The sequence below is a fragment of the Exiguobacterium marinum DSM 16307 genome, assembly GCF_000620845.1.
Lineage (GTDB): Bacteria > Bacillota > Bacilli > Exiguobacteriales > Exiguobacteriaceae > Exiguobacterium > Exiguobacterium marinum.
Genome location: NZ_KK211189.1, coordinates 846,991 through 867,634, shown reverse-complemented (window position 1 = coordinate 867,634; position 20,644 = coordinate 846,991). Strand labels below are relative to the sequence as shown.

The window sequence follows — 20,644 nt, the reverse complement described above, 5'->3', positions numbered from 1 at the left end:
CGCGCAGTTACGCGAGCCCAATTGTTTCTTTATTTCAATTGCGTCTCGATATCTTTATTCGCTGTTTCTTCCGCCTTTTTCATCGCTTCTTCGAGTGTCATGTCACCTTTTAAAGCTGCCGGTAACAAGTTGTTATACTCACGAGCAACGATTGACAATGAATCTCCTTTTTGCCAAGGTGTCGCATAAGCCCCAGCCGCAACGAATGGCGCTTTCAATTCATCGTCTTGAAGGTTGAGTTCCTCTGCAATCGATTTGAGTGACGGGAGGACACCTGCCCCTTCAGACCAAATCTTCATACCGTCTTTTGACGTAGCATAGTTGATAAACTCCCATCCGGCTGCTTTTTCTTCCGAATCGCTATTGAGCGAATACGATACTGTGAACATCATCGACCCACTGTTTCCACCAATCGTAGGCACTTCTTTCGTTCCCATTTCGACGTCCGGGAAGTTTTGCTCAATATGGGAGATTGCCCAGTTCCCTTCAATCATGATTGCCGCTTTTTCAGCTCCGAACGAGTCACCGGCCCACCCTTGACCGAGATCGGCCGGACGTTGGACGAGCTTATCTTGGTAAGCATCTACAAGGGGTTGCATGGCAGCGATTTGATCAGATTGCGCCAACACCGCCATCCCGTCCCCATCGACGACTTCCGTGCTGCCTGATTGAAGTACAAACATATGACGCGCGAGTTCGGATGTTGTAATTGCCGGCGTCACACCAGACGGGAGTTTTCCTTTCAACTCTTTCAAGAATCCTGGAAGCTCTCCCATGTCAGATGGGATGTCATCCGCTGTGAACCCTGCGCCTTCAATCATTTTTTTGTTATAGTAAAGACCAAGTGTCGAATAGTCTTTCGGCAGACCGAACAATTGATCGTCTGATTTGAAAGCATTGATGGCCGGTTCATAGAAGTCGACTAAATCCTTCTCTGCTTGCTCGATATACTGATCAAGCGGCTCGAGTACACCCTGTTTAGACAGTTCAGGTGCTAAAAAAGCATCGACATAAAACACGTCCGGCGCCGTTCCACCGACAAGGTCCGTTTGAAGTTGTGTTTGATAATCATTATAGACCTTCTTCTTTGCTTTAATACCTGTCTCTTCGGTGAAGGCCGCTAATAACTCATCAAACGCCTTGACTTCGGCATCTGTCCCTTTCCACGTCCCGACCGTAATTTCTTTCCCTTCGAGATCAGATGGGTTTGATGCGACTTGCGCTTCCTCTTCACCACCGCAAGCTGCAGTAAAAACAAGTCCTGATAGCATGACAATTGATAATGGCTTTGAAACTTTCTTGTTCATCGTGATTTTCCTCCTAGAATAATTGTAATCGAATCAAAGTAACCGCTTTCAACTCACAACTAGATTTTAAACCCGAAACGTTTCGGAAATCAAGAACTTTTTTATATGACCGTTAAAAATCCTTTAAATAAGCGGTTTACAAGTCTTTCGTATACAGGCTAAACTAGATATATAATCAAATTAATCCCAAATTAATCACAACGTTTTCATATAAAGGAGTCTTTCACCATGGCTACATTAAAAGATGTCTCCAAAGCATCTGGTTTTTCGATTACGACCGTATCTCGCGCCTTGAACGGCTATAATGATGTGAACAAGGAGACTCGAGATAAAATTTTAAATGTTGCAAAAGAGCTCGGCTACAGTCCGAACATCCTAGCGCGTAGTTTAGTCAAAAAGCAATCAAACACGATCGGGTTCCTCGTCACCGACTTAAAACGCGAGAGCATTAAAGACAATTTCATGTTCGAGACGCTATGCGGTGTGTCAGACGAATTATCAGACCTCAACTACGAGTTCGTCCTTTTATCCACTTCTACTTCGAAGCAAAAGAACAAGACATATAGTCAGATGTGTGCGGAACGTCAATTAGATGGTGTTGTCATCCAAGGATTGAAGCGAGACGACCCTTATTTACTTGAGGCGATCGAAAGCACAGTGCCTTGCGTATTGGTCGACATACCAGTCGAGGGTGTGAACACCGGCTACGTAACATCGAACCAGCTCGAAAGCGCCAAACAAGCCGTGCGTTATCTAATCCGACTGGGACATCAACACATTGCGTTTATGAACGGTTCCCCCAACGCCTATGTCTCGACCGTTCGATATGACGCCTATCGTCAAGTGTTGCATGAGCATGAAATCGACTTTCGCGACGAGTATGTGCTGAACGGGGACTTTGAGGAACTCGCCTCAAAGAATGTGGCACTCCCATTTTTACTGAACCACCCCGAAGTCACGGCAATCTTCTGTGCATCTGACGTGATGGCACTCGGTGTTCTTCAAGCGACGCGTGAACTCGGCTTGAACGTGCCTGACGACTTGTCCATCATCGGATTCGATAACATTCTATTGTCCCAATACGTATCTCCCCCCCTTACGACAGTCGGGCAACAGCCTTACGAAATGGGGCGCAAAGCTGCGTCCATGATTGTAAACATTGTCGAAGAGCAAGATACCCCCCACGAGGTGTTCGTCAACAATCAACTGATTCTTCGAGAATCGGTCACAAAAAATCGGCGCTGATTAGTCATCGCCGATTTTTCGTATTGTCATGAAAGCGAAGATTCCGACAGTTGCCCAATACAATACGGACAGCATCGGCACGTTGATCGGCAACAGTGCGATTACTGTTCGCACGAAAAGCGGTGCTGTAATGCCGTATGCTGTAATCGTCCATGCTTCTTTATAACGAATCGGAACGAAGCGCCGAAACCCGAGCCCCGCAAGCGCCAATAGTGAAAGAAGAAGAAGGTGAAGGACCAAGTCAAACAAGATGGCCCCATAAATATAAATCGGATAGAACCAGTTCAACTCCTCTAACAGAGCATATACATCTCGCTCCGTCACATCCGGCCTTCCCACAAAATCCAGCAAAGATTGATAACTATTCAAATCCGTCTCAACCCCACTTCGTTTGAACGCCCAACCTGTTTCGTTTAGCACCAACGCCTGCCGCGCGTTCGTTTCTCCTTCATCCCCTATCATTACCGTCAAATCCAGCACCGAGACGTCGAACGAAAACGCTTGATTGTAACGAAGACCGTCTTCAGTAATACGAAAAGGCGGTAGCTCTTCTTGACCTACCGCAGATTGGTTTGCCCACTTCACACCGTATACGACTATGTTCGCTAAAAGAACCGCGATTACTACATAAAAAAATGATTTCCAAATAGATTGTGTTCTCCACATTTTCACTTTATCGAATTGAAACCCAAGACTAGCGATCAGTTGCTCCATGTCGACCCTCTTTCCTAAAACGTTTCTGACCCCATTTAATCACGTTTCGGTTACAAATAAAAGAAAATATAATAAAAACACTATTGATTATCCGAAACGTTTCGGATAGAATGGTGTCGAATCAAGAAAGCGCTTTATTATACAGGAGGTTACATCGTGACGAACACTTTGATGAACTACACGACTGGTACTGGAGATTTACAACATTGGCTCGTTTCGGAAGACGGATTTCGTACGGAATGGCTCGGAAAAGGAGAGGCGGTCTTCTCCCTCGGAAATGGATATATGGGGTTACGCTCAGTAACCGAAGAACACTATGCGAATGAAAAGCGCAATTCATTCGTGGCAGGGACTTTTAATAAGTTCGCTGAGAATGAAGTGACCGAACTTCCGAATGCAGCGGACATTCTATGGATGGAGTTCAAGTTAAACGGGATTCGTTTTGATTTGACGCAAGGAACGATTCTCACATATCGTCGTACACTCAATCTAAAGAAAGCTGAACTCGTACGCGAAGTGACTTGGCAAAGCCCTGACGGAAATGTCTATGACCTAACTTTCCGCCGTTTTGTATCGATGGCTCATTTTCATGTGATTGCTCAACGCGTGACGATTACACCGAAACAAGACAGTACGCTCTCACTCACTTCAGGCATTAATGGACAAATGACAAACAGTGGAGTTCAACACTTTTTAGAAGGTACGAAACGCCTGTACGATGGACGTTTCATGCAACAAATCCAGACAACGACAGAATCCGGCATCGATTTTGTGTTTCACAGTGTCCACCGATTCCATCAACGCGAATCGATTGAGCCGATGTCCATCATCAAGATGGATCGTCGCCAAATTTTCTTTGACTACTCGGATGTGAGAATCCCTGCGAATGAAACGTTGACGATTGAGAAGTATTCGACAATTTTTACTTCCCGTGATCACGACATGACAGCAGATACGACAGAGGAACTTGCAAGCTTTGCGTTGAATGCGACACGTGAAGTCGAGGCAAAAGGATATGATCGTTTATTCGCTGACCATGTCCAGGCCTTTGACGAACTGGTCTGGTCGCGTACGCCCATCACCATCCGCTCGAAAGACATGTTCGATCAATTAGCCATCCGATTTGCTCAATATCACCTTGCGGTCATGACACCGAAACACGACAATCGGATGAATATCGGAGCGAAAGGTTTGTCCGGCGAAGGATATAAAGGTCATACATTCTGGGATTCGGAAATCTTTATTTTGCCGTATTATACGTACACGAATCCAACGATCGCTCGTAGCTTGCTTGAGTATCGTTATCTTTCGCTACCTGGAGCGCATCGCAAGGCGAATGAAAATGGATACGATGGCGCGATGTTCCCATGGGAATCAGCATGGCTAGACGATGGAGAAGTGACACCCATCTGGGGTGCGGCAGACATCGTGACTGGCGAGGCCACAAAAATTTGGTCTGGCTTTATCGAGCAACACATCACATCAGATATCGCTTTCGCCGCTTGGCAGTATTATCACGTCACAGGAGACCAAGATTTCATGGATCGATACGGATATGAACTTTTGATCGACACGGCCAAGTTTTGGGCGAGCCGACTTGAATGGAATGAGTCTGAAAATCGTTATGAAATTAATCAGGTCGTCGGTCCAGACGAATATAAAGAACATGTCAACAACAATGCGTTCACAAACTATACCGCGCACTGGAATATTCAAAAAGCAATCGAGTACGTCGAGTTATTGCGTCGTGAAAAACCTGAACTGTATGAGCGATTGAATGAAAAACTCGATTTGCAAGCAACCGAAACACGATTCCACCATGTCCTTGACTTGATTTACTTACCACAAGTACGGGAAGACGGTGTTTTACCACAAGATGACACATATCTACAAAAAGAAATCATCGATTTGACCAAATATAAAAATCAAGAGAATGTCGGCTCACTATTTTATGACTATAACCTCGAACAAGTAAATGAGATTCAAGTTTCAAAACAAGCGGATGTGATGATCCTAATGTATTTACTCGAGGATTTGTTCTCAGCGGAAATTAAACGGTCCAACTGGGAGTACTATGAGCCCAAAACGCTTCACGACTCGTCTCTTTCCCTTTCAACTCATAGCGTTCTCGCCTCAGACCTTGGGGATCAAGAACTTGCGTATGACTTGTTCCGACGAGCGTCAGAGATTGACCTTGGACCGAACATGAAAACATCGGATGCTGGTATTCATGCGGCTTCACTCGGTGGAATTTGGCAAGCTGTCATCAACGGTTTCGGTGGCGTCCGAATGACCTCTGGCAACTTACTCATCTCCCCAATGTTACCAAAAGCTTGGGATGAACTACGCTTTCCAATCGCCTGGAAAGGAGAAACACTCGATATTTGGGCAACACATGACCAAGTTACCGTCACACGTCGCTCTCCTTCAACGAAACCACTCGTAATCGAGGTTTATGGGGAGAAACAAACCATTCTCGATACGTTCACAAGTGAAGTGTTATCCGTATGACATATCGTCCGCTCTACCACTTCGCTCCGTCGTTCGGCTGGATGAATGACCCGAACGGACTCTGTCAGTTCAACGGTGTGTATCATTTGTTTTATCAATACCATCCGTTCGGTGTCGAATGGGACGATATGCACTGGGGTCACGCCACATCGACCAATCTCGTTCATTGGGAACATAAACCGATTGCGTTGCGCCCTGGAGATGACTATGACAAGGATGGCGTGTTCTCAGGAAGCGCTTTAGTAAAAGATGGGGTACTACATCTGTATTACACAGGAAACACGTGGTTAGACGAAAAACGCGAAACGTTGCGTCAAGTCCAATGTCTCGCTACTTCCACCGATGGAATTACATTTCAGAAAAGCGCTAGAAATCCTCTCATTTCAGGGATTCCTGCACGTGGAAACGCCCATGTCCGAGATCCAAAAGTGTGGGGTGACGATCGCCAATATTATATGGTTCTCGGGACGCGTGATGAAACGGATGGAAAAGTTATCCTTTATGAATCTGACGACGCATTGCATTGGAGAGAACGAGGAATCATTGCGGGTGAGACCGGTCAACATGGGTGGATGTGGGAATGTCCTGACCTGTTTCATCTCGACGGGCATGAGATTTTGTTACTATCTCCGCAAGGAATGGAAATAGAAGGAGATCGCTATCAAAACTTACATCAATGTGGTTATTTTATAGGTGGTCTTGACGTGACAACACCATGTTTCACCCACGGTTCGTTCACAGAGTTGGATTATGGTCACGATTTTTATGCCGCCCAAACCTTTTTAGACGACAACGGTAGGCGAATCCTTATCGCTTGGAATGCGATGTGGGAACGAGACTGGCCAGAACAACAAGAAGGTTGGACGAACCAAATGACGATCCCTCGTGAGTTGACCGTAAAAAATGGGCGTCTATGGATGAAGCCAGTCGAAGAATTGAAATCGCTTCGGCAATCTTCAATCTCGCTTGAATCTGATTCCTTTACAGGAAAAGCTTTCGAACTAGAATTCGATGTGAAAGGGACATTCCAGTTCAGTGGCTTCGAAGGTACTGTTACACTGTCTGCAACCGACGACCACATCCAACTCACCCGAGACAACGAACGGCGACGAATTAACGAAAGATGTGAGCGCATGCGTATATTTGTAGATTCATCTTCCATCGAAGTTTTTGTAAATGAAGGTGAATACGTGTTTTCAAGTCGTATTTATCCAGTCGATCACTCATTACGGCATCACCTCAATGGCGAAGTATCCAATATTATTCTTCATTCCTTCGAATGAGAAACACGCAGCAGGTCCACAATCATTTCGGACCTGCTTTTTGATATATGGTGAACACTTTACGATTGACATTATTTTGCAGACTGCTACGGTTAACGTATAGTCTATGAAAAAGGTCGTGAAAGAATGACGCTCACTGTTCTATTGCTCAATGCCTGTGTCGCATTCACCGGTTTTTATATCATTTCAAAAATTTATCACTCTACCCTGTTTGGGTCTGAACATTTACGAAGCTTCATCATCGGTTTGATGGCAGGTGCGCTAGGTCTTTTTTTAATGTATAACGCCGTTGAAGCCAATGACACAGTTCGTGTAGATTTACGTCACCTACCACTCGTCTTACTCGCTTTTTACGGAGCCCGGTCTCCATTGTTGATTGCCACACTTGTTATCGCGAGTACGCGTTTCTTGTTTGGGGTGACCGAGCAGGCTGTGATTGCCTTTATCGCGACGTTCATCGTCAGCATCGGCATGCTTTGGATTCACCGACTTTTGTTAGAACGCCTCTTCCTGCAAAGCATCTTCTTAAATATATGGGCGCTCTTTATCATCTCCATCGCCATATTCATCAATATGGGATGGGGCCCTGCTTTTGTCTCCCTCGTTTTGACCATTTGGATGGTCGGCATGCTCGTCGGGCTGCTCTCGAGTACGCTCACGATTGATTTAGAGAAGACGACTCGACGCGCGCTCGAGTATAAGCAATCTTCCGAACGAGACCACTTGACCGGATTGTTCAATCGTCGAGTCTGGGATCGTTATACCGCCACACTTGGAGAAGAAGATCGTACCTACAACGTCCTCGCTCTCGACATCGATCATTTCAAACAAGTGAACGATACATATGGTCACGGTAATGGTGATCTCGTCTTGCAACAGTTTGCTGACATCCTTAAGGTGGAGACACGTGCCCATGATACGGTCGCTCGCATCGGCGGAGAAGAATTCGTCATCTTGATGTACGACTTGACCCCAAAAAAAGTGGATAAAGTGGCCAATCGCATTCGGGAACGAATTGCCACTGAAGTATTTTATTTAAATAACTTTCCTCCGATTCAAATCACTACATCTGTAGGTGTCGCCCATGGTACCGCCCTTTCCATCAAGCGTATGGTCGACCTTGCGGATTCAGCGCTCTATCAAGCGAAGAACGAAGGACGCAATCAAGTCGTCGTCTCGACCTATGAAACACCAGAACCAATCATGACATGAATGAACCCAGCTCCCTCTATTGAAGGAGCTGGGTTTTCGTTTGCTTATTTCACGAACCGTTCGACTTCATCAGTCATGATGGCTGAAACCGGAAACGGAGGTAGGTCCTTCACGTTGTTGATTGTGTAGAGACGTGCCTCAAGTGACGTGTGCCTCATGTCTTCCCATGCAGTTGAACCGATAAATTCAACCTGAGCGTGAATCGCCTCGGCCCGAATCGTCTCAGCAAAAGAGACGATGTCCGACTCGCCCGTGAGCGTCAAGACCGCAAGACGTGCGTGGGGCGCCACATCCCGCATTCGGACGAGCGTCTCCCGATTGAATGAGGAGAAGACAACTCGATTAGTCAGCTGAAACTCGTTGACGGCGAGCCAAGCGAGTCGTTCGATGCCCGGATAGTCTAGTCGATCCGTCTTCAGTTCAATGTTCAGCGTAACATCACTCCGTTCGATCAATCCGAGCACTTCTTCGAGCGTCGGAATACGCTCAAACCCGTCAATCTTCAAATAACGTAGTTCCTGTAGTGTCATGTCTTTCACCCATCCGGTCCCGTCTGTCGTCCGGTCGACGGTCTCGTCATGAATGACGACGAGGCGACCGTCCTTTGATAACTGTACGTCCAGCTCGATTCCGTCCACGTACGGGAGAGCCGCCTCGAACGCCGACAGCGTATTTTCCGGGTAATTGGCGCTATAGCCACGATGTGCGTAAATCAACATGTCACTGCCCCAAGGTGGAAGTCGTCTCGTCAGCCGCACGCTTCAATGCCTCTTCGACCGACACGCCTTGATACAAACTTTCCATCGCGTTGACGACGCTTTGACGTGATTGCGGGAATGTCGAGATGAGCGCACCTTGTGTCGCCGGTGACGCCTTCGTCTCACTGAGTTGGTCGACCGTCACTTTGAGCTGTGGATATTTCGCCCACATCTCTTTCACGACTGGTTCGTTGTACGCTTCAGGATTGATGGCGAAGTATCCTGTATCGACATGCCACTGCGCTTGTGCTTCCGTTGATGACACATGCTTCATGAACTCCCATGCACCTTCTTTCGTTTCGTCAGCAATCCCGTCACCCATCCAAAGTGAAGCCCCTCCGATGACGACACCTTGACGATCTGCTTCATTCGGTACTGGTAAATACGATGCGCCGATTTCAAAGTCTGCGTTGTCCGCAACGGTCCGGATTCCTGCTGACGAATCAAGATACATGGCGACTTTTCCAGATTGGAATGCCGCACGCATATCGTCCCAGTTCTGACCGACGTTTAGGAACGTCTCCTCATCGTACATCTCTTTGATGAGGTTGAACGCATTCTGACCTTCTTCCCCATCGAACACCGCCTTCGTCGGCTCATCGCTTCGTCCGTTGTCATTGTCGACGTAAAGCCCACCTTGTGCAGCCACGAGCTGTTCAAAGAACCAACCATAGTTGAGCATCGTGAAGCCGGTCTGACCGTCCGTCGTCAACTTCTTCGCCGCCTCTTTCAACTCGTCATACGTCCGTGGCGCCTTCTCCGGGTCAAGCCCTGCTTTTTCAAACGCCTCCTTGTTATAGATGAGGACCGGTGTCGATGAGTTGAACGGCATCGAGTATTGTTTGCCATCGACCTGATAGTAACTCAAGATATTCTCTTCCCACACACTCGTGTCAAAGTCCTCTTTGTCGATGAACTCCTGAACTGGTGTAATCTTGTTCGAGTCGATCATGTATTTCGTCCCGACCTCAAACGTCTGCATGATGGCAGGCGCGTCTTCCGAGCCGGCGACCGCATTGAACTTCGTCAGCGCTTCCTCGTACGTTCCTTGAAAGATTGGCTTCACTTCATAGTCGTCTTGCGAAGCATTGAACGCATCGACCTGACTGTTTAATGCTGTCTCTAAGTCACCGCTCATCGCGTGCCAAAAGACGACCTCTGTCTTTCCTTCTTCCGTCGTCGCCGCGACCGGCGCCGCTTCTTCACTTCCACATGCCCCGAGTAGTAACACCGAACTTGCCAACCCTGCGAATAATCCAAGCTTTTTCATTTGTCATGTCCCCCTATTATTTGATTGCGCCTTGCGTCAACCCTTCTTGCAAGTGCTTTTGTCCTGCGAATAACAATAAAAGTGTCGGAATGATAATCAAGATGACCGCCGCCATGACGACGCCCCAGTCCGAGGCGACCTCGTTCGACTGCATCTGCTTGATTCCGATTTGGACCGTCCTCGCCTGTTCCGTGTTCGTGACGAGAAGCGGCCATAAGTACATATTCCAAGTCGTTAAAAAGCTATACACTGACAATGTGACGAGCGGCGTCTTCGAGACCGGCAAGACGACGTTCCAAAAGAAACGGAAGCGACTGATTCCAGCAATTTGGGACGCCTCGTACATCTCATACGGAATCGTTTTAAACTGTTGCCGAAGTAAGAACGTCCCGAATGCGAGTGCGAAGAACGGCACAGACAGTCCCCAGACGCTATTCAGCCAGCCGAGCGACTGGATTGTCAAAAAGTTTGGCACCATCGTCGCTTCCCACGGCACCATCATCGTCGCCAGGAAGAGCATGAAGATGAGCCCTTTTCCTTTGAAGTCGATGAAAACAAAGGCGAACGCCGCTAGACTCGACAAGACGACCTGTCCGACCATCACGAGGAGCGCGACGATCAAACTGTTGAGCAGGTATGTCATCATCGGGATGCGCTCGAACGCGGCCACATAGTTTTCAAATGAAGGCTCACGTGGAAGCAGATGTCCTTGGAGCACTTCCTTTCCGTCCATCAGACTGATCGAGAATGCGTACGCGATTGGAAACAGCATGACGGCGGCACTCAAGATGAGTAAGATATATACGCCTACATTCCGTAATCTCATTGGTAATGCACCTTCCTTTCGACCAGTTTGAACTGGAGCCATGTCAACAGAAGGACGGCAATAAACAAGAGCACGGCCTGGGCACTGGCACTCCCGACGTTGTAGTTGATGAACGCATCTTTATAGATGGCATAAACGATGACGTTCGTCGCATTCGTCGGTCCGCCTTTCGTCAACAAATCAATCTGACCGAACGTCTGGAAGGCGTTGATGAGTGAGATGATGCCGACGAAAAAGAGTGTCGGCGACAACATTGGGATCGTGATGGCGCGAAGTTGTGTCCAGTAACTTGTCCCGGCGATGTCCGCACTCTCGTATAGCGTTCGGTCAATGTTTTGCAGACCTCCGAGCAGAATCAAGAACGTGAAGCCGATGTTCATCCAGACGGTCGCGAGCGACACGGAAAGAAGCGCATATTGTGGATCAAGGAGCCACTGGACGCCACTTGCCCCCACCGCCTCGAGGAACCGATTGAAAATGCCAATCGACGGATTGTACATGAACATCCAAATGACCGATGACGCCGCGACGCTCATCCCCATCGTCGCCGAAAAAGCCGTTCGGAAGATGCCGATTCCTTTCAACTTCTCATTGGCGAGGAGTGCGAGACCGAGCGCAACGAGAATCGTGAGCGGGACCGTCAAGAGAACGAATCCAACCGTCGCCTGAATGCTTTGCCAAAATGCCGCACTCGTGAACAGATTGCTGTAGTGCCCCACTCCGACAAATTCGAGTGGTGTCCCTTGTGTGTCGGTTCGGAAAAAACTTAAATAAATCGTTCGCAGAAGCGGGTAGACAAGGAAGACACCAAACAAGACGATAGACGGAGACAAGTACAACAATCCGCTCGCTGCGTCCGACAGTCGCGTGCGGACTTTCTCTCTCGGTAAGGCGACCGTCATTGGAACACCTCCAACGCCTCAAACAGTTTCGGTTGCCTTGGCTCGATTCGTTGCCCGGTCGCATCAAATAACGACATCTGTTTCGGGTCCACATAACACGCCACTTTTTCTCCGACGGTGAGCGGCCATTGTCCTGGCCATTTCGCCAACCACTCATTACCACCGACATCGAAGGCGAGAATCGTCTCGGTCCCGAGTACTTCGATGTTTTTCAACTCTGCATAAAACGTCACTTCTTCGTCTGCCGGTTTGATCTGTTCCGGACGTACGCCGAGCGTCGCCTCTGACATTTCTGTCAATGCGCTCGGATGGAACAGGCGTCCGTCCGCTGCCATCCATCCTCTCTCTTGTCGGATGACCTCTACTAAGTTCATCGGGGGCGATCCGATAAACGAGGCGACGAACGTGTTCGCTGGTTTATTGTACAGGTCGAGCGGCTTCCCGACTTGTTGTACTTCCCCTTCATTGAGAAGCATGATCCGGTCCGCCATCGTCATCGCTTCGACTTGGTCGTGGGTGACGTAAATCATCGTCAGCCCTAATTTTCGCTGCAGCTGACGAATCTCTGAACGCATCTTCGCCCGTAGTTTCGCATCCAAGTTCGAGAGCGGCTCATCCATCAGGCAAATCGGTGCCTCCGTCACGATTGCTCGTGCCAACGCGACCCGTTGCCTCTGACCACCTGAGAGTTCACGCGGCTTCCGTTTCATATAATCGCTGATCCCAAGTGTCTCGGCCGCCTGGAGGCAACGCTCTCGCTGCTCGAGTTTCGTCAGTCCTTTCGTATGTAGACCGAACGTAATATTTTTCTCAACCGTCATATGTGGGTAGAGAGCGTAATTTTGAAACACCATCGACAAGTGACGCTCACTCGGCTTCATCCCGTTTGCCGCCACGCCGTCGATACGAAGTGTGCCGCTCGTGATCGATTCGAGCCCGGCGATCATCCGAAGCATCGTACTCTTCCCGCAGCCGGAAGGACCTACGAGTGCGAAGAACTCCCCCGCTTCGATCGTCACATCAATCCCTCGAATGACTTCCGTCTCTCCGAATGATTTTGCCAATTGTTGTAGTTGTATTGATTTCATGCTAATTCCTCCTTTCGACTTTGTGCGTGCCAAAGTCGTTCATCCCCAGTCGATACGGCGAATGCCCCGTGATCGAGGGCGCGGTGCACGTCAATCGGTTGACGAATCATGCCACCCGTCACAATCGGAAAGGAGACTTCTCGGGAAATCTTCTCGACGACGCTCGGAATCAAACCGGGCATCAGTTCGATCGCATCCGGTTGTTGCGCCTCGGCGAGCTTGAGCCCGCTCGTGACCGCATCCGAGTCGACGAGAAACAGTCGTTGTACCGTCAACAGTCCCGCCCGCTTCGCATGCTGAAGGACCGACGCTTTCGTGGTGACAATCCCGTCGGCGCCGACACGTTTGGCGAGGTAATCGATGCCGTCCCGGTCGAGGCTAATTCCATTGATTCGCTCGGCGTGGAGGAATACTGTTCGATTCTCTCGCTTTAAGTGCGCCACATAGCGGTCGAGCGTGCTGAGCGTTCCCATCATGAGAAACGTCGTCGTCACATCCGTCCGTAAAAACGACTCGATTTGTTTTGGACTCTTGATGGAGGCAATCATCCGTTCTTGTCCGATTCGTGCAATCGCTTCATTCACTTGGATCATCCTTTCTTGAAAAAAAGGACCAACAGAAACGACACGTCATCGACGTACGGGCTTCTGTTGGTCTCTCAAAGGTTCTACCGGTAACTATTCACTTGGAGTGAGGGGGTCTCACAGCTCCTATCGTAACGAACGATTGTAAAGCTATAATAAAGGAATCGCTAAGTTTCATGAAGGAAACGTAAAAAAACCGATTCACGGGGAATCGGCCAATGTCTGTTCAGCTTTCGCTAATATATCTGATTTGACGTCATCATCTCGCCCTTGCCAATTGCGGACCATCATCTTCATCCGCTGGTTTTTCGAGAATCGTTCCTCGTGCCGATTGATGAATCGCCAGTAGAGGGCGTTGAAAGGACAAGCATCGTCCTCGGTCGTATGTTTCGGGTTATATGGGCAATCTCCACAGTAATCACTCATTCGGTCGATATACTTCCCAGAGGCAACATATGGTTTCGTGGCAAGTTTCCCGCCGTCCGCATGGAGGGCCATCCCGAGCACGTTCGGTAAGACGACCCAGTCATAGGCATCGATATACATCTCATTGAACCAGTCGCTCGTCTGTTTCGGTGAGATTTCAAACAACGTCGCGTAGTTTCCGAGCACCATCAATCGCTGGATGTGATGGTTGTGGGCATGTGCCACAACTGGCTTTAGACTTTGATGCAGACAGTTCAAGTCCGTCTTCGCGTCCCAAAAGAAGGACGGTAAGTCGCGTTCATGCTTGAACGTGTTCACTTCTTCATAGCCCGGCATGACGGCGAGGTAGACGGCGCGCATATATTCCCGCCAACCGAGGATTTGGCGGACGAATCCTTCAATCGATGACAAGGGAGCATCTGCCTCACAAGCCGCCTCGACGACTTCATGTGGCGTCAACAGACCGATGTTGATGGCAGCCGACAATAGGCTGTGTGACATCTCCGGTTCATTCGCCATCATCGCATCTTGATACGGACCGAACGTCTCGAGCCGCTCTTTCACGAATCGATTCAGTGCCCGTCTCGCCTCGGTGTGTGTGACCGGCCAGTGAAACGGGGGCACCTTCCCCGGGTGATCCGAGAATGTCGACTCGACCTTTTCGATGACGTCTTTCGTGATCGCGTCGGGGCGGAAATGGATAGCGGACGGAAACGACAGTCCTTCTTTCGGTGGTTTTCGATTTTCTGCGTCAAACGACCACTTCCCGCCACGCGGCTTCCCGTCTTCGAGCAAGATATCGAACCGTTTCCGCATCAGACGATAAAAACGATCCATCCGCCACGGCTCATTCCCGAGTGTCTCGGTCGCTTCATCTTTCGATAAATAGAAGAGCGGGACATCCGTATGTTCGACAAGGTGATGTTTCTTACCGAACTGTTTCAGTTTTTTCGCCATCGGTTCGTCCGTGACGGCAGTGACATGAATTTCGTCCGGATTGTACTGTTTCACATGATTGTCCCATGCCTCTTGGAATGAATCCGCCTCGTGATAATCTATGGTATACCCTTTGTCACGTAACTCTTCCGCAAAGTGTCGCATCGCCGAGAAGATGAGGACGAGCTTTTGTTTATGGTACGGACGCCATGTCGCGCGTGATGTCGCCTCAATCATGACGATGACGTCATCTTCTTGTATATCCTTCAGCATCGCAAGCTCGTGCGAGAGTTGGTTGCCGAGTATCCAAAATGAACGCATGTTGTTGACTCCTTTGTCTCATCGATATGCTACAATCGAGCTACTCTTGAAATGAGGTGACAGATGCTCTCGTAAGTGTTCAAAAACTGGGTGGACAGCCAATACGAAAATCCACGCGGTCCCGTCGAAAATATATCGGGGAAAAGATGGTGCGCCAACACCGCATCGAAGTCGAGTGGACAATCGAACAGCTACAGATGTATCCAAACACCACCGTGCTCGAGCTCGGATGTGGGGCTGGTGATGCAATGGCGACGATTCTTCAAAAGCGGGAGGATGTGAACGTGATTGGCTTCAACCGCTCGAAGTCGCTCATCGCTTCTGCCGAGAAACGTAATGCTACGTCCATCCAAATGGGACGAGCTCGCTTGATTATCGTACGATCGCAGTTACGGGACGCAAACCGAATTCTTAATCAGTACCCGTTTTTTAGTCACAAAAGACGCCCCGCTCTTTATTCATCATAAAGAACAGGACGTCATTTGTGTGTGTTGAATCGGTCGACGATTTGTAATGACCTTAGTCAACGATTCCTGCTGCCGTAAAGTCATATCGAATTCTTGTACCAGCAGTACCCGCTATCGCTCCTTTTAAAGAAGAGATATCTGTAATAACCGCTTCACGTTCAGAGTCGTCTTGAATAAATTGAAGAGCCGCTTCTACCTTTGGCAACATACTCCCTGCCATAAAATGATTCTCTTCAATCAACTGTTCAAGTTTTGAAGTGGTCACTTCTTCTAACTTTTCCTGGTTAGGTTGGTTGAAGTGAAGACATACGTTAGGGACACCCGTGATAATCATGAGATGTGTCGCTTGAATTGATTGAGCCAACTGCGCTGCCGCAAAATCTTTATCGATGACAGCGTCCACTCCATGTAGCGTATATTGCTCTCGAACGACAGGAACTCCACCACCTCCAGCGGCAATGACGAGATGACCGGCACGGAGTAAATCTTGAATGACTGGTGCTTCCACGATTTGAACCGGTTTTGGACTCGCTACCACTTTTCGATATCCTCTTCCTGCATCCTCGACCACCACCTCACCTCGAGCTCGCATATGTGATGCTTCCATTTCATTATAGAAAGGACCAATCGGTTTGGTTGGTTGGGTAAATGCCTGATCTGAAGCTTCCACTTCTGATTGAGTGATCATCGTGACGACTTGACGCTCCATTCCGCGACGAGATAACTCATTTCTCAGTAACTGTTGGAACCAGTATCCAATCATTCCTTGAGTCATTGCACCACATGTTCCCAAATCCATCGCCGGTGTTTTTTCCGAATCCGCGATTTGTTGTTGAATCAGTATCGCACCGATTTGTGGTCCATTGCCATGACTCAAAACAACTTCGTGCCCTTCTTCGATTAAATCAGCAATGTGACGTACCGTTTCAGTAATTGCTTTACGTTGTGCGGCCGCAGAACCGTCATCTGTTAAAATGGCATTCCCGCCAAGGGCAATCACAATTCGTTTTTTCATCTAACCATGTCCTCCATTTCATATTTCAAAGCTAAATAGATTCCTAACGCCGTATCTTGGCCTGATGAGCTACCAAACTCAATCAGTCGTTCCCAATCACTCTGCCAGTCGGAAGGTGATCGTGTTAAAAGTGCCGTGATTAGTCGGTTCAGTTCGTTCGTATATTCCCCACGTAGTGCTGCTTCATAATATGCGACTGAACTTCGGGTCGTTCGATATTTGGCGCTTGATACATAGTCCACCTGCCATCCCATCGGTCGCCCTAACACTTCACATACTGCCATATAGCCAACAATCACATCGTCACCACTCGGGGTTAACCCTTTTCCGTAACCGATAAGTTGCTTCCCTTTTTCCTGACCAATGTTCGACAAATAATCATATAACGGCTGTTCTTTTTCTCGATAAGCTCGACTCCAATCGTGTCCAAGTTTTTTTAGAAATCGATTCATCTCTTCGATATTTCTTTCGAATTGAACAGGATCGGGCTTGATTCGCTCTACTTTCATTCTCATCACTTGGTTCGGATAAACTGTCACACCAGTCGAAATATGATGGATGGTCGCTCCCGTCCCAACAAGTAAACAATCGCCTACTCTCCATTTCAATTGATCCACCGTCTTCATATGGATACCGAATGGCGCGTATCCATTCTTTGTCGTTCCAATATAGAGTAGGTTTGCGCCTGCTCGGATATTGTAGCCCGTTTGAAAGACGGCTTCGACTTGAAGAGGATGAAATGCATCATGCAGGAGAGAGGCAGCATACGAGCTGTATACCGCCCCAATTTGAATCATGCGTGCTGAACCAACCCTAATTTTTCAGCATATGCTTCAAGCGCCTTTTCGAAGCAAGCGAGCGGTGCTCGCACGGTACCTGCACCAACTTGTCCGATTCCTGGGTTTTTATGCGCAATGCCTGTATTGATGATTGGTGTGATTCCAGTTTCCACAACTTTTCGAATATCGATTCCTACGCAAGCTCCTTGGAAGTCCCAAGATGGAATGCTTAAGTTTGAATTGTGCCGATCGCAAATTTCAATCATCTCTTCACTAATCGCTTGGGCCTCACTGGCTCCTGCCCGACCTAAGAAACGAGTGACACCGGGCGCGGCTACCATCGCCATTCCCCCGACACCATATGTTTCAGTAATCGCACTGTCTCCGATATCTGGGTTGGCATCGTCTTGGCTATATCCTGTAAAGAATAAACCTTCTGGTGTATTCACCGGAGCTGTAAACCATTCGTCCCCCATCCCACTGATTCGAATACCGAACTCTTTTCCGTTTCGCGTCATCGCCGTCACAATCGTGCCTGCCTCATGCTGACGCGCCTCGTCTAGTACGGCTTTACATGTCGCCATCATCACGTTCAAGAAAAATTGGTCGGTGTCCGCAAGGAACTGTAAAACATCTCGACGTTCCGTATCTTCAATCTCTGCCAGCATTAAATATGGCGCTAATTCTTTCAATAAGAGAACAGAAGCTGCAATATTTCGTTGATGGAACTCATCGCCCATCGTGATCGCTTTTGAGATGATGACGTTTAGATTGACACCTTCACCTGTTTCTTTTAATGTTTTTGAAAGAACTGGACCGAGTACGTCTTTCATCCAATGTAAACGTGAAATGACCTCATCGTCGTTTGCACCAAATCGCATCACTTTACCGATTCCTTCATTCATCGTGCAATACGCTTTGGCGCTGCCGTTACGGTTTTCAACGACGAGAACTGGCATGTGTCCCGATGTGATCCCTCCCATTGGACCAACGGCATTGACATGATGACAAGGTGTAAATGTCACTTCTCCCCGTTCAAGCATCTGTTCCGCTTCTTCATAATCATCTGTCCATTGTTCGAATATGACAGCCCCGATGGCTGCCCCTTTCATCGGTCCCGTCATCTCGTGATAAGCAATCGGCGGACCAGCGTGTAATAATACTTTATCTTTTAAAATCGGGATGACCGTGTGGGCCGGAACGACATCCGTCAAAAATGGCTGACCATTTAAAATGGTTTGTACGACTTTTTCATTTGCTTCTTGAATCATAGCTCCGATACTCATTTGTTTTCCTCCTCAAGACATGAGCGCGAGTAAGCGCTGAAGATGTGGTTTTCCGCCTGCAGTCGGTTGCCAGTTGTATTGCACACTTTGCCCACCCTCATTCGTTACTGCGTCTGCGAATGAGCGAAGTCCTAAGTTAATCACTTTTGGTGCACGTAACAGCTGTTGAATGGCTTCCGACGACTCCACTTGCGGTGTATTCCGTTCAATCGACGGCATTGTTTTCTCCTCGAATTTTGGTACAGGTTTTCCAATCATATGAAGGGCGTACTCAACAGCTGCGACATTACTCTCGGCGACAAAGATACCCGCTGATTCAAAAAGTTGTTTTTGAGCACTATAACGTTGTGGATCTTGCTCGGTACCACATACGTTGACGATGACATGAACGTTTGGTCGTGACGTCTGTAGTGCTTGTAACGTTGGAAGCAATGCGCCAGCCATATTTTCATGAGAACCGTATCCGAGAACATTATCTAATAGGAGTACGATCGAATCGTCCGTATCGCAGTAGCGATTAATAAAATCGATGCGCGTTGATGGATCAATCATTGGATGCGGTTTACCTTGGGTATAGACGTCATCTCCTAAATCGATGACGACATTTCCTTCATAATCGAATGAGAATCCGTCACGATGTTCTCGGTCTGCCTCTACGCTAAACGAGAGCGCAAGCAAATCAGCAGTTTCCGCAGCTAACGTTCCGCCTGAGAACAGTCCGACAATCCGTGTCGCTTCGTTTGAGACCTGCTCCATTCGTTTCCGTTCAGTCATCGACTTACCAAGTGCCAGTAATGCCGCTTCTTCTGATGTATCTGCGTAAATGACGTGATGTTTTGGTGCGAGACCATGTTCACCGACAAAGAAAGCCACAACCGGTTTTGTTACCTGTTGAAGGAGCAGTTCAATCTCTTCTCGTACTTCCTTAGCAGGTGGTTTCGAAATCACGACAATCGTATCTGTCGATGCATCCTGTTCGAGAGCTCGAATACCCGCTTTCATCGAAATTCCGCCAATCTCCGTAGACAGATCACGTCCTCCCGTTCCGATGGCATGCGAGACACCACCACCGAGACGATCGATTAACGTCGCCACTTCTTGTATCCCTGTTCCAGAAGCGCCCACAATACCGACACTCCCTGTTTGAACGACGTTCGTGAACGCTAAAGGAACTCCCGCAAGCGAGGCCGTTCCACAGTCTGGACCCATGACCAACAATCCATTCTGATCAGCGAATTGTTTTAATTCGCGTTCGACTTGGACCGGAACATTGTCACTAAAAATATGAACATTCATTCCTTGATTGAGCGCCTTTCTTGCCTCGTATTCAACGTATTGTCCAGGAATCGACAATAATGCCAAGTTCGCATCTGGTAACTCTTCCAAAGCACCTTTCCAAGAACGAGCTTCTTGCTTATCTCCTGAATCTTGTTTCGTTTGATTGTTCAAGAAGTCGTGAATTGCGACCAATAGTCTTTCCGTCTGATCTGTTTCCGAATCTACAACGATGCACATATCCTGTGGTGTAGCTGTTTCTAATTCACTTGTGTAAAAGCCTGTGCTTTTAAAAATATCAAGATTCGCTGGTGTCCCCATCATGATTGACACTTTGTTGATCCCTTCAAGGCTCGAGACATGATTGGATAACACCATTAATGTCACCGAATCTTGATATGTGTTTTCTTGAATGATTGTTGTTAACATATAGTTCTCT

Annotated in this window: 18 protein-coding genes; 5 read left to right on the top strand and 13 right to left on the bottom strand. The window is 48.1% G+C overall.

Annotated elements, in window-relative coordinates:
• Positions 1-29: 29 nt before the first annotated feature.
• Positions 30-1,307 carry an ABC transporter substrate-binding protein gene (locus P400_RS0104930; protein ID WP_026825135.1) on the bottom strand — a complete coding sequence of 426 codons (1,278 nt, stop codon included), beginning with the start codon at positions 1,305-1,307 and terminating at the stop codon, positions 30-32.
• A 228-nt stretch (positions 1,308-1,535) separates the two neighbouring features.
• On the opposite strand from P400_RS0104930, the gene P400_RS0104925 reads away from it, so the two are divergent.
• A complete protein-coding gene (locus P400_RS0104925; RefSeq protein WP_026825134.1) occupies positions 1,536-2,552 on the top strand; it encodes a LacI family DNA-binding transcriptional regulator in 1,017 nt (338 codons plus the stop codon).
• Here P400_RS0104925 and P400_RS0104920 read toward each other — a convergent pair whose 3' ends face one another.
• Positions 2,553-3,266, bottom strand: a complete 714-nt coding sequence (locus P400_RS0104920) for a DUF1189 domain-containing protein (protein ID WP_026825133.1) — start codon at positions 3,264-3,266, stop codon at positions 2,553-2,555. It abuts the gene before it with no gap.
• A gap of 171 nt (positions 3,267-3,437) precedes the next feature.
• Between P400_RS0104920 and P400_RS0104915 the strand changes: the two genes are divergently transcribed.
• The 3 genes from P400_RS0104915 to P400_RS0104905 all read left to right on the top strand — a co-directional run bounded on the left by P400_RS0104915 (position 3,438) and on the right by P400_RS0104905 (position 8,272).
• Positions 3,438-5,777, top strand: coding sequence for a glycoside hydrolase family 65 protein (locus tag P400_RS0104915; protein ID WP_084483621.1), 2,340 nt, complete (start codon positions 3,438-3,440; stop codon positions 5,775-5,777).
• Positions 5,774-7,060, top strand: a complete 1,287-nt coding sequence (locus tag P400_RS0104910) for a glycoside hydrolase family 32 protein (RefSeq protein ID WP_026825131.1) — start codon at positions 5,774-5,776, stop codon at positions 7,058-7,060. The genes P400_RS0104915 and P400_RS0104910 overlap by 4 nt, the downstream gene beginning before the upstream one ends.
• 126 nt (positions 7,061-7,186) lie before the next feature.
• Positions 7,187-8,272 (top strand): GGDEF domain-containing protein, encoded by a 1,086-nt coding sequence (locus P400_RS0104905; protein WP_026825130.1) that lies wholly within the window; start codon positions 7,187-7,189, stop codon positions 8,270-8,272.
• A gap of 44 nt (positions 8,273-8,316) precedes the next feature.
• Here the strand turns inward: P400_RS0104905 and P400_RS0104900 are convergent, their stop codons facing one another.
• The 7 genes from P400_RS0104900 to P400_RS0104870 form a co-directional block, all read right to left on the bottom strand.
• On the bottom strand, positions 8,317-8,991 hold the full coding sequence (locus P400_RS0104900; protein WP_026825129.1) for a glycerophosphodiester phosphodiesterase: 675 nt from the start codon (positions 8,989-8,991) through the stop codon (positions 8,317-8,319).
• A 1-nt stretch (position 8,992) separates the two neighbouring features.
• On the bottom strand, positions 8,993-10,300 hold the full coding sequence (locus P400_RS0104895; protein ID WP_026825128.1) for an ABC transporter substrate-binding protein: 1,308 nt from the start codon (positions 10,298-10,300) through the stop codon (positions 8,993-8,995).
• A 16-nt stretch (positions 10,301-10,316) separates the two neighbouring features.
• A complete protein-coding gene (locus P400_RS0104890) occupies positions 10,317-11,126 on the bottom strand; it encodes a carbohydrate ABC transporter permease (RefSeq protein WP_026825127.1) in 810 nt (269 codons plus the stop codon).
• A complete protein-coding gene (locus tag P400_RS0104885; protein WP_026825126.1) occupies positions 11,123-12,028 on the bottom strand; it encodes a carbohydrate ABC transporter permease in 906 nt (301 codons plus the stop codon). The genes P400_RS0104890 and P400_RS0104885 overlap by 4 nt, the downstream gene beginning before the upstream one ends.
• Positions 12,025-13,116, bottom strand: coding sequence for an ABC transporter ATP-binding protein (locus tag P400_RS0104880; RefSeq protein WP_026825125.1), 1,092 nt, complete (start codon positions 13,114-13,116; stop codon positions 12,025-12,027). Before P400_RS0104880 ends, P400_RS0104885 begins: the two co-directional genes overlap by 4 nt.
• Positions 13,113-13,709, bottom strand: coding sequence for a glycerol-3-phosphate responsive antiterminator (locus P400_RS0104875; protein WP_026825124.1), 597 nt, complete (start codon positions 13,707-13,709; stop codon positions 13,113-13,115). The genes P400_RS0104880 and P400_RS0104875 overlap by 4 nt, the downstream gene beginning before the upstream one ends.
• 192 nt (positions 13,710-13,901) lie before the next feature.
• The gene (locus P400_RS0104870) at positions 13,902-15,383 is read right to left on the bottom strand and encodes a cryptochrome/photolyase family protein (RefSeq protein WP_026825123.1); all 1,482 of its coding nucleotides are present in this window, start codon (positions 15,381-15,383) and stop codon (positions 13,902-13,904) included.
• A gap of 149 nt (positions 15,384-15,532) precedes the next feature.
• Between P400_RS0104870 and P400_RS14885 the strand changes: the two genes are divergently transcribed.
• Positions 15,533-15,850: an SAM-dependent methyltransferase gene (locus P400_RS14885; protein ID WP_051545938.1), complete on the top strand. Its 318-nt coding sequence runs from the start codon at positions 15,533-15,535 to the stop codon at positions 15,848-15,850.
• Positions 15,851-15,902: 52 nt separating this feature from the next.
• Here the strand turns inward: P400_RS14885 and arcC are convergent, their stop codons facing one another.
• The 4 genes from arcC to fdrA are packed head-to-tail and all read right to left on the bottom strand — an operon-like array spanning position 15,903 to position 20,634.
• Entirely contained in the window at positions 15,903-16,865 is a 963-nt protein-coding gene (gene arcC, locus P400_RS0104860) for a carbamate kinase (RefSeq protein ID WP_026825122.1), read from the bottom strand.
• The gene (locus P400_RS0104855) at positions 16,862-17,662 is read right to left on the bottom strand and encodes a DUF2877 domain-containing protein (RefSeq protein WP_026825121.1); all 801 of its coding nucleotides are present in this window, start codon (positions 17,660-17,662) and stop codon (positions 16,862-16,864) included. Before P400_RS0104855 ends, arcC begins: the two co-directional genes overlap by 4 nt.
• On the bottom strand, positions 17,659-18,930 hold the full coding sequence (locus P400_RS0104850) for a YlbE family protein (protein ID WP_026825120.1): 1,272 nt from the start codon (positions 18,928-18,930) through the stop codon (positions 17,659-17,661). The genes P400_RS0104855 and P400_RS0104850 overlap by 4 nt, the downstream gene beginning before the upstream one ends.
• 12 nt (positions 18,931-18,942) lie before the next feature.
• Positions 18,943-20,634, bottom strand: coding sequence for an acyl-CoA synthetase FdrA (gene fdrA, locus P400_RS0104845; RefSeq protein ID WP_026825119.1), 1,692 nt, complete (start codon positions 20,632-20,634; stop codon positions 18,943-18,945).
• Positions 20,635-20,644 lie beyond the last annotated feature (10 nt).

Coding starts and splice junctions, on each gene's coding strand:
- P400_RS0104905 (WP_026825130.1), top strand. CDS start 7,187: ATGACGCTCACTGTTCTATTGCTCAATGCCTGTGTCGCATTCACCGGT.
- P400_RS0104900 (WP_026825129.1), bottom strand. CDS start 8,991: ATGTTGATTTACGCACATCGTGGCTATAGCGCCAATTACCCGGAAAAT.
- P400_RS0104915 (WP_084483621.1), top strand. CDS start 3,438: ATGAACTACACGACTGGTACTGGAGATTTACAACATTGGCTCGTTTCG.
- P400_RS0104925 (WP_026825134.1), top strand. CDS start 1,536: ATGGCTACATTAAAAGATGTCTCCAAAGCATCTGGTTTTTCGATTACG.
- P400_RS0104920 (WP_026825133.1), bottom strand. CDS start 3,266: ATGGAGCAACTGATCGCTAGTCTTGGGTTTCAATTCGATAAAGTGAAA.
- P400_RS0104880 (WP_026825125.1), bottom strand. CDS start 13,116: ATGAAATCAATACAACTACAACAATTGGCAAAATCATTCGGAGAGACG.
- P400_RS0104850 (WP_026825120.1), bottom strand. CDS start 18,930: ATGAGTATCGGAGCTATGATTCAAGAAGCAAATGAAAAAGTCGTACAA.
- P400_RS0104855 (WP_026825121.1), bottom strand. CDS start 17,662: ATGATTCAAATTGGGGCGGTATACAGCTCGTATGCTGCCTCTCTCCTG.
- arcC (WP_026825122.1), bottom strand. CDS start 16,865: ATGAAAAAACGAATTGTGATTGCCCTTGGCGGGAATGCCATTTTAACA.
- P400_RS0104930 (WP_026825135.1), bottom strand. CDS start 1,307: ATGAACAAGAAAGTTTCAAAGCCATTATCAATTGTCATGCTATCAGGA.
- P400_RS0104875 (WP_026825124.1), bottom strand. CDS start 13,709: ATGATCCAAGTGAATGAAGCGATTGCACGAATCGGACAAGAACGGATG.
- P400_RS0104910 (WP_026825131.1), top strand. CDS start 5,774: ATGACATATCGTCCGCTCTACCACTTCGCTCCGTCGTTCGGCTGGATG.
- P400_RS0104890 (WP_026825127.1), bottom strand. CDS start 11,126: ATGAGATTACGGAATGTAGGCGTATATATCTTACTCATCTTGAGTGCC.
- P400_RS0104885 (WP_026825126.1), bottom strand. CDS start 12,028: ATGACGGTCGCCTTACCGAGAGAGAAAGTCCGCACGCGACTGTCGGAC.
- P400_RS0104870 (WP_026825123.1), bottom strand. CDS start 15,383: ATGCGTTCATTTTGGATACTCGGCAACCAACTCTCGCACGAGCTTGCG.
- P400_RS0104895 (WP_026825128.1), bottom strand. CDS start 10,300: ATGAAAAAGCTTGGATTATTCGCAGGGTTGGCAAGTTCGGTGTTACTA.
- fdrA (WP_026825119.1), bottom strand. CDS start 20,634: ATGTTAACAACAATCATTCAAGAAAACACATATCAAGATTCGGTGACA.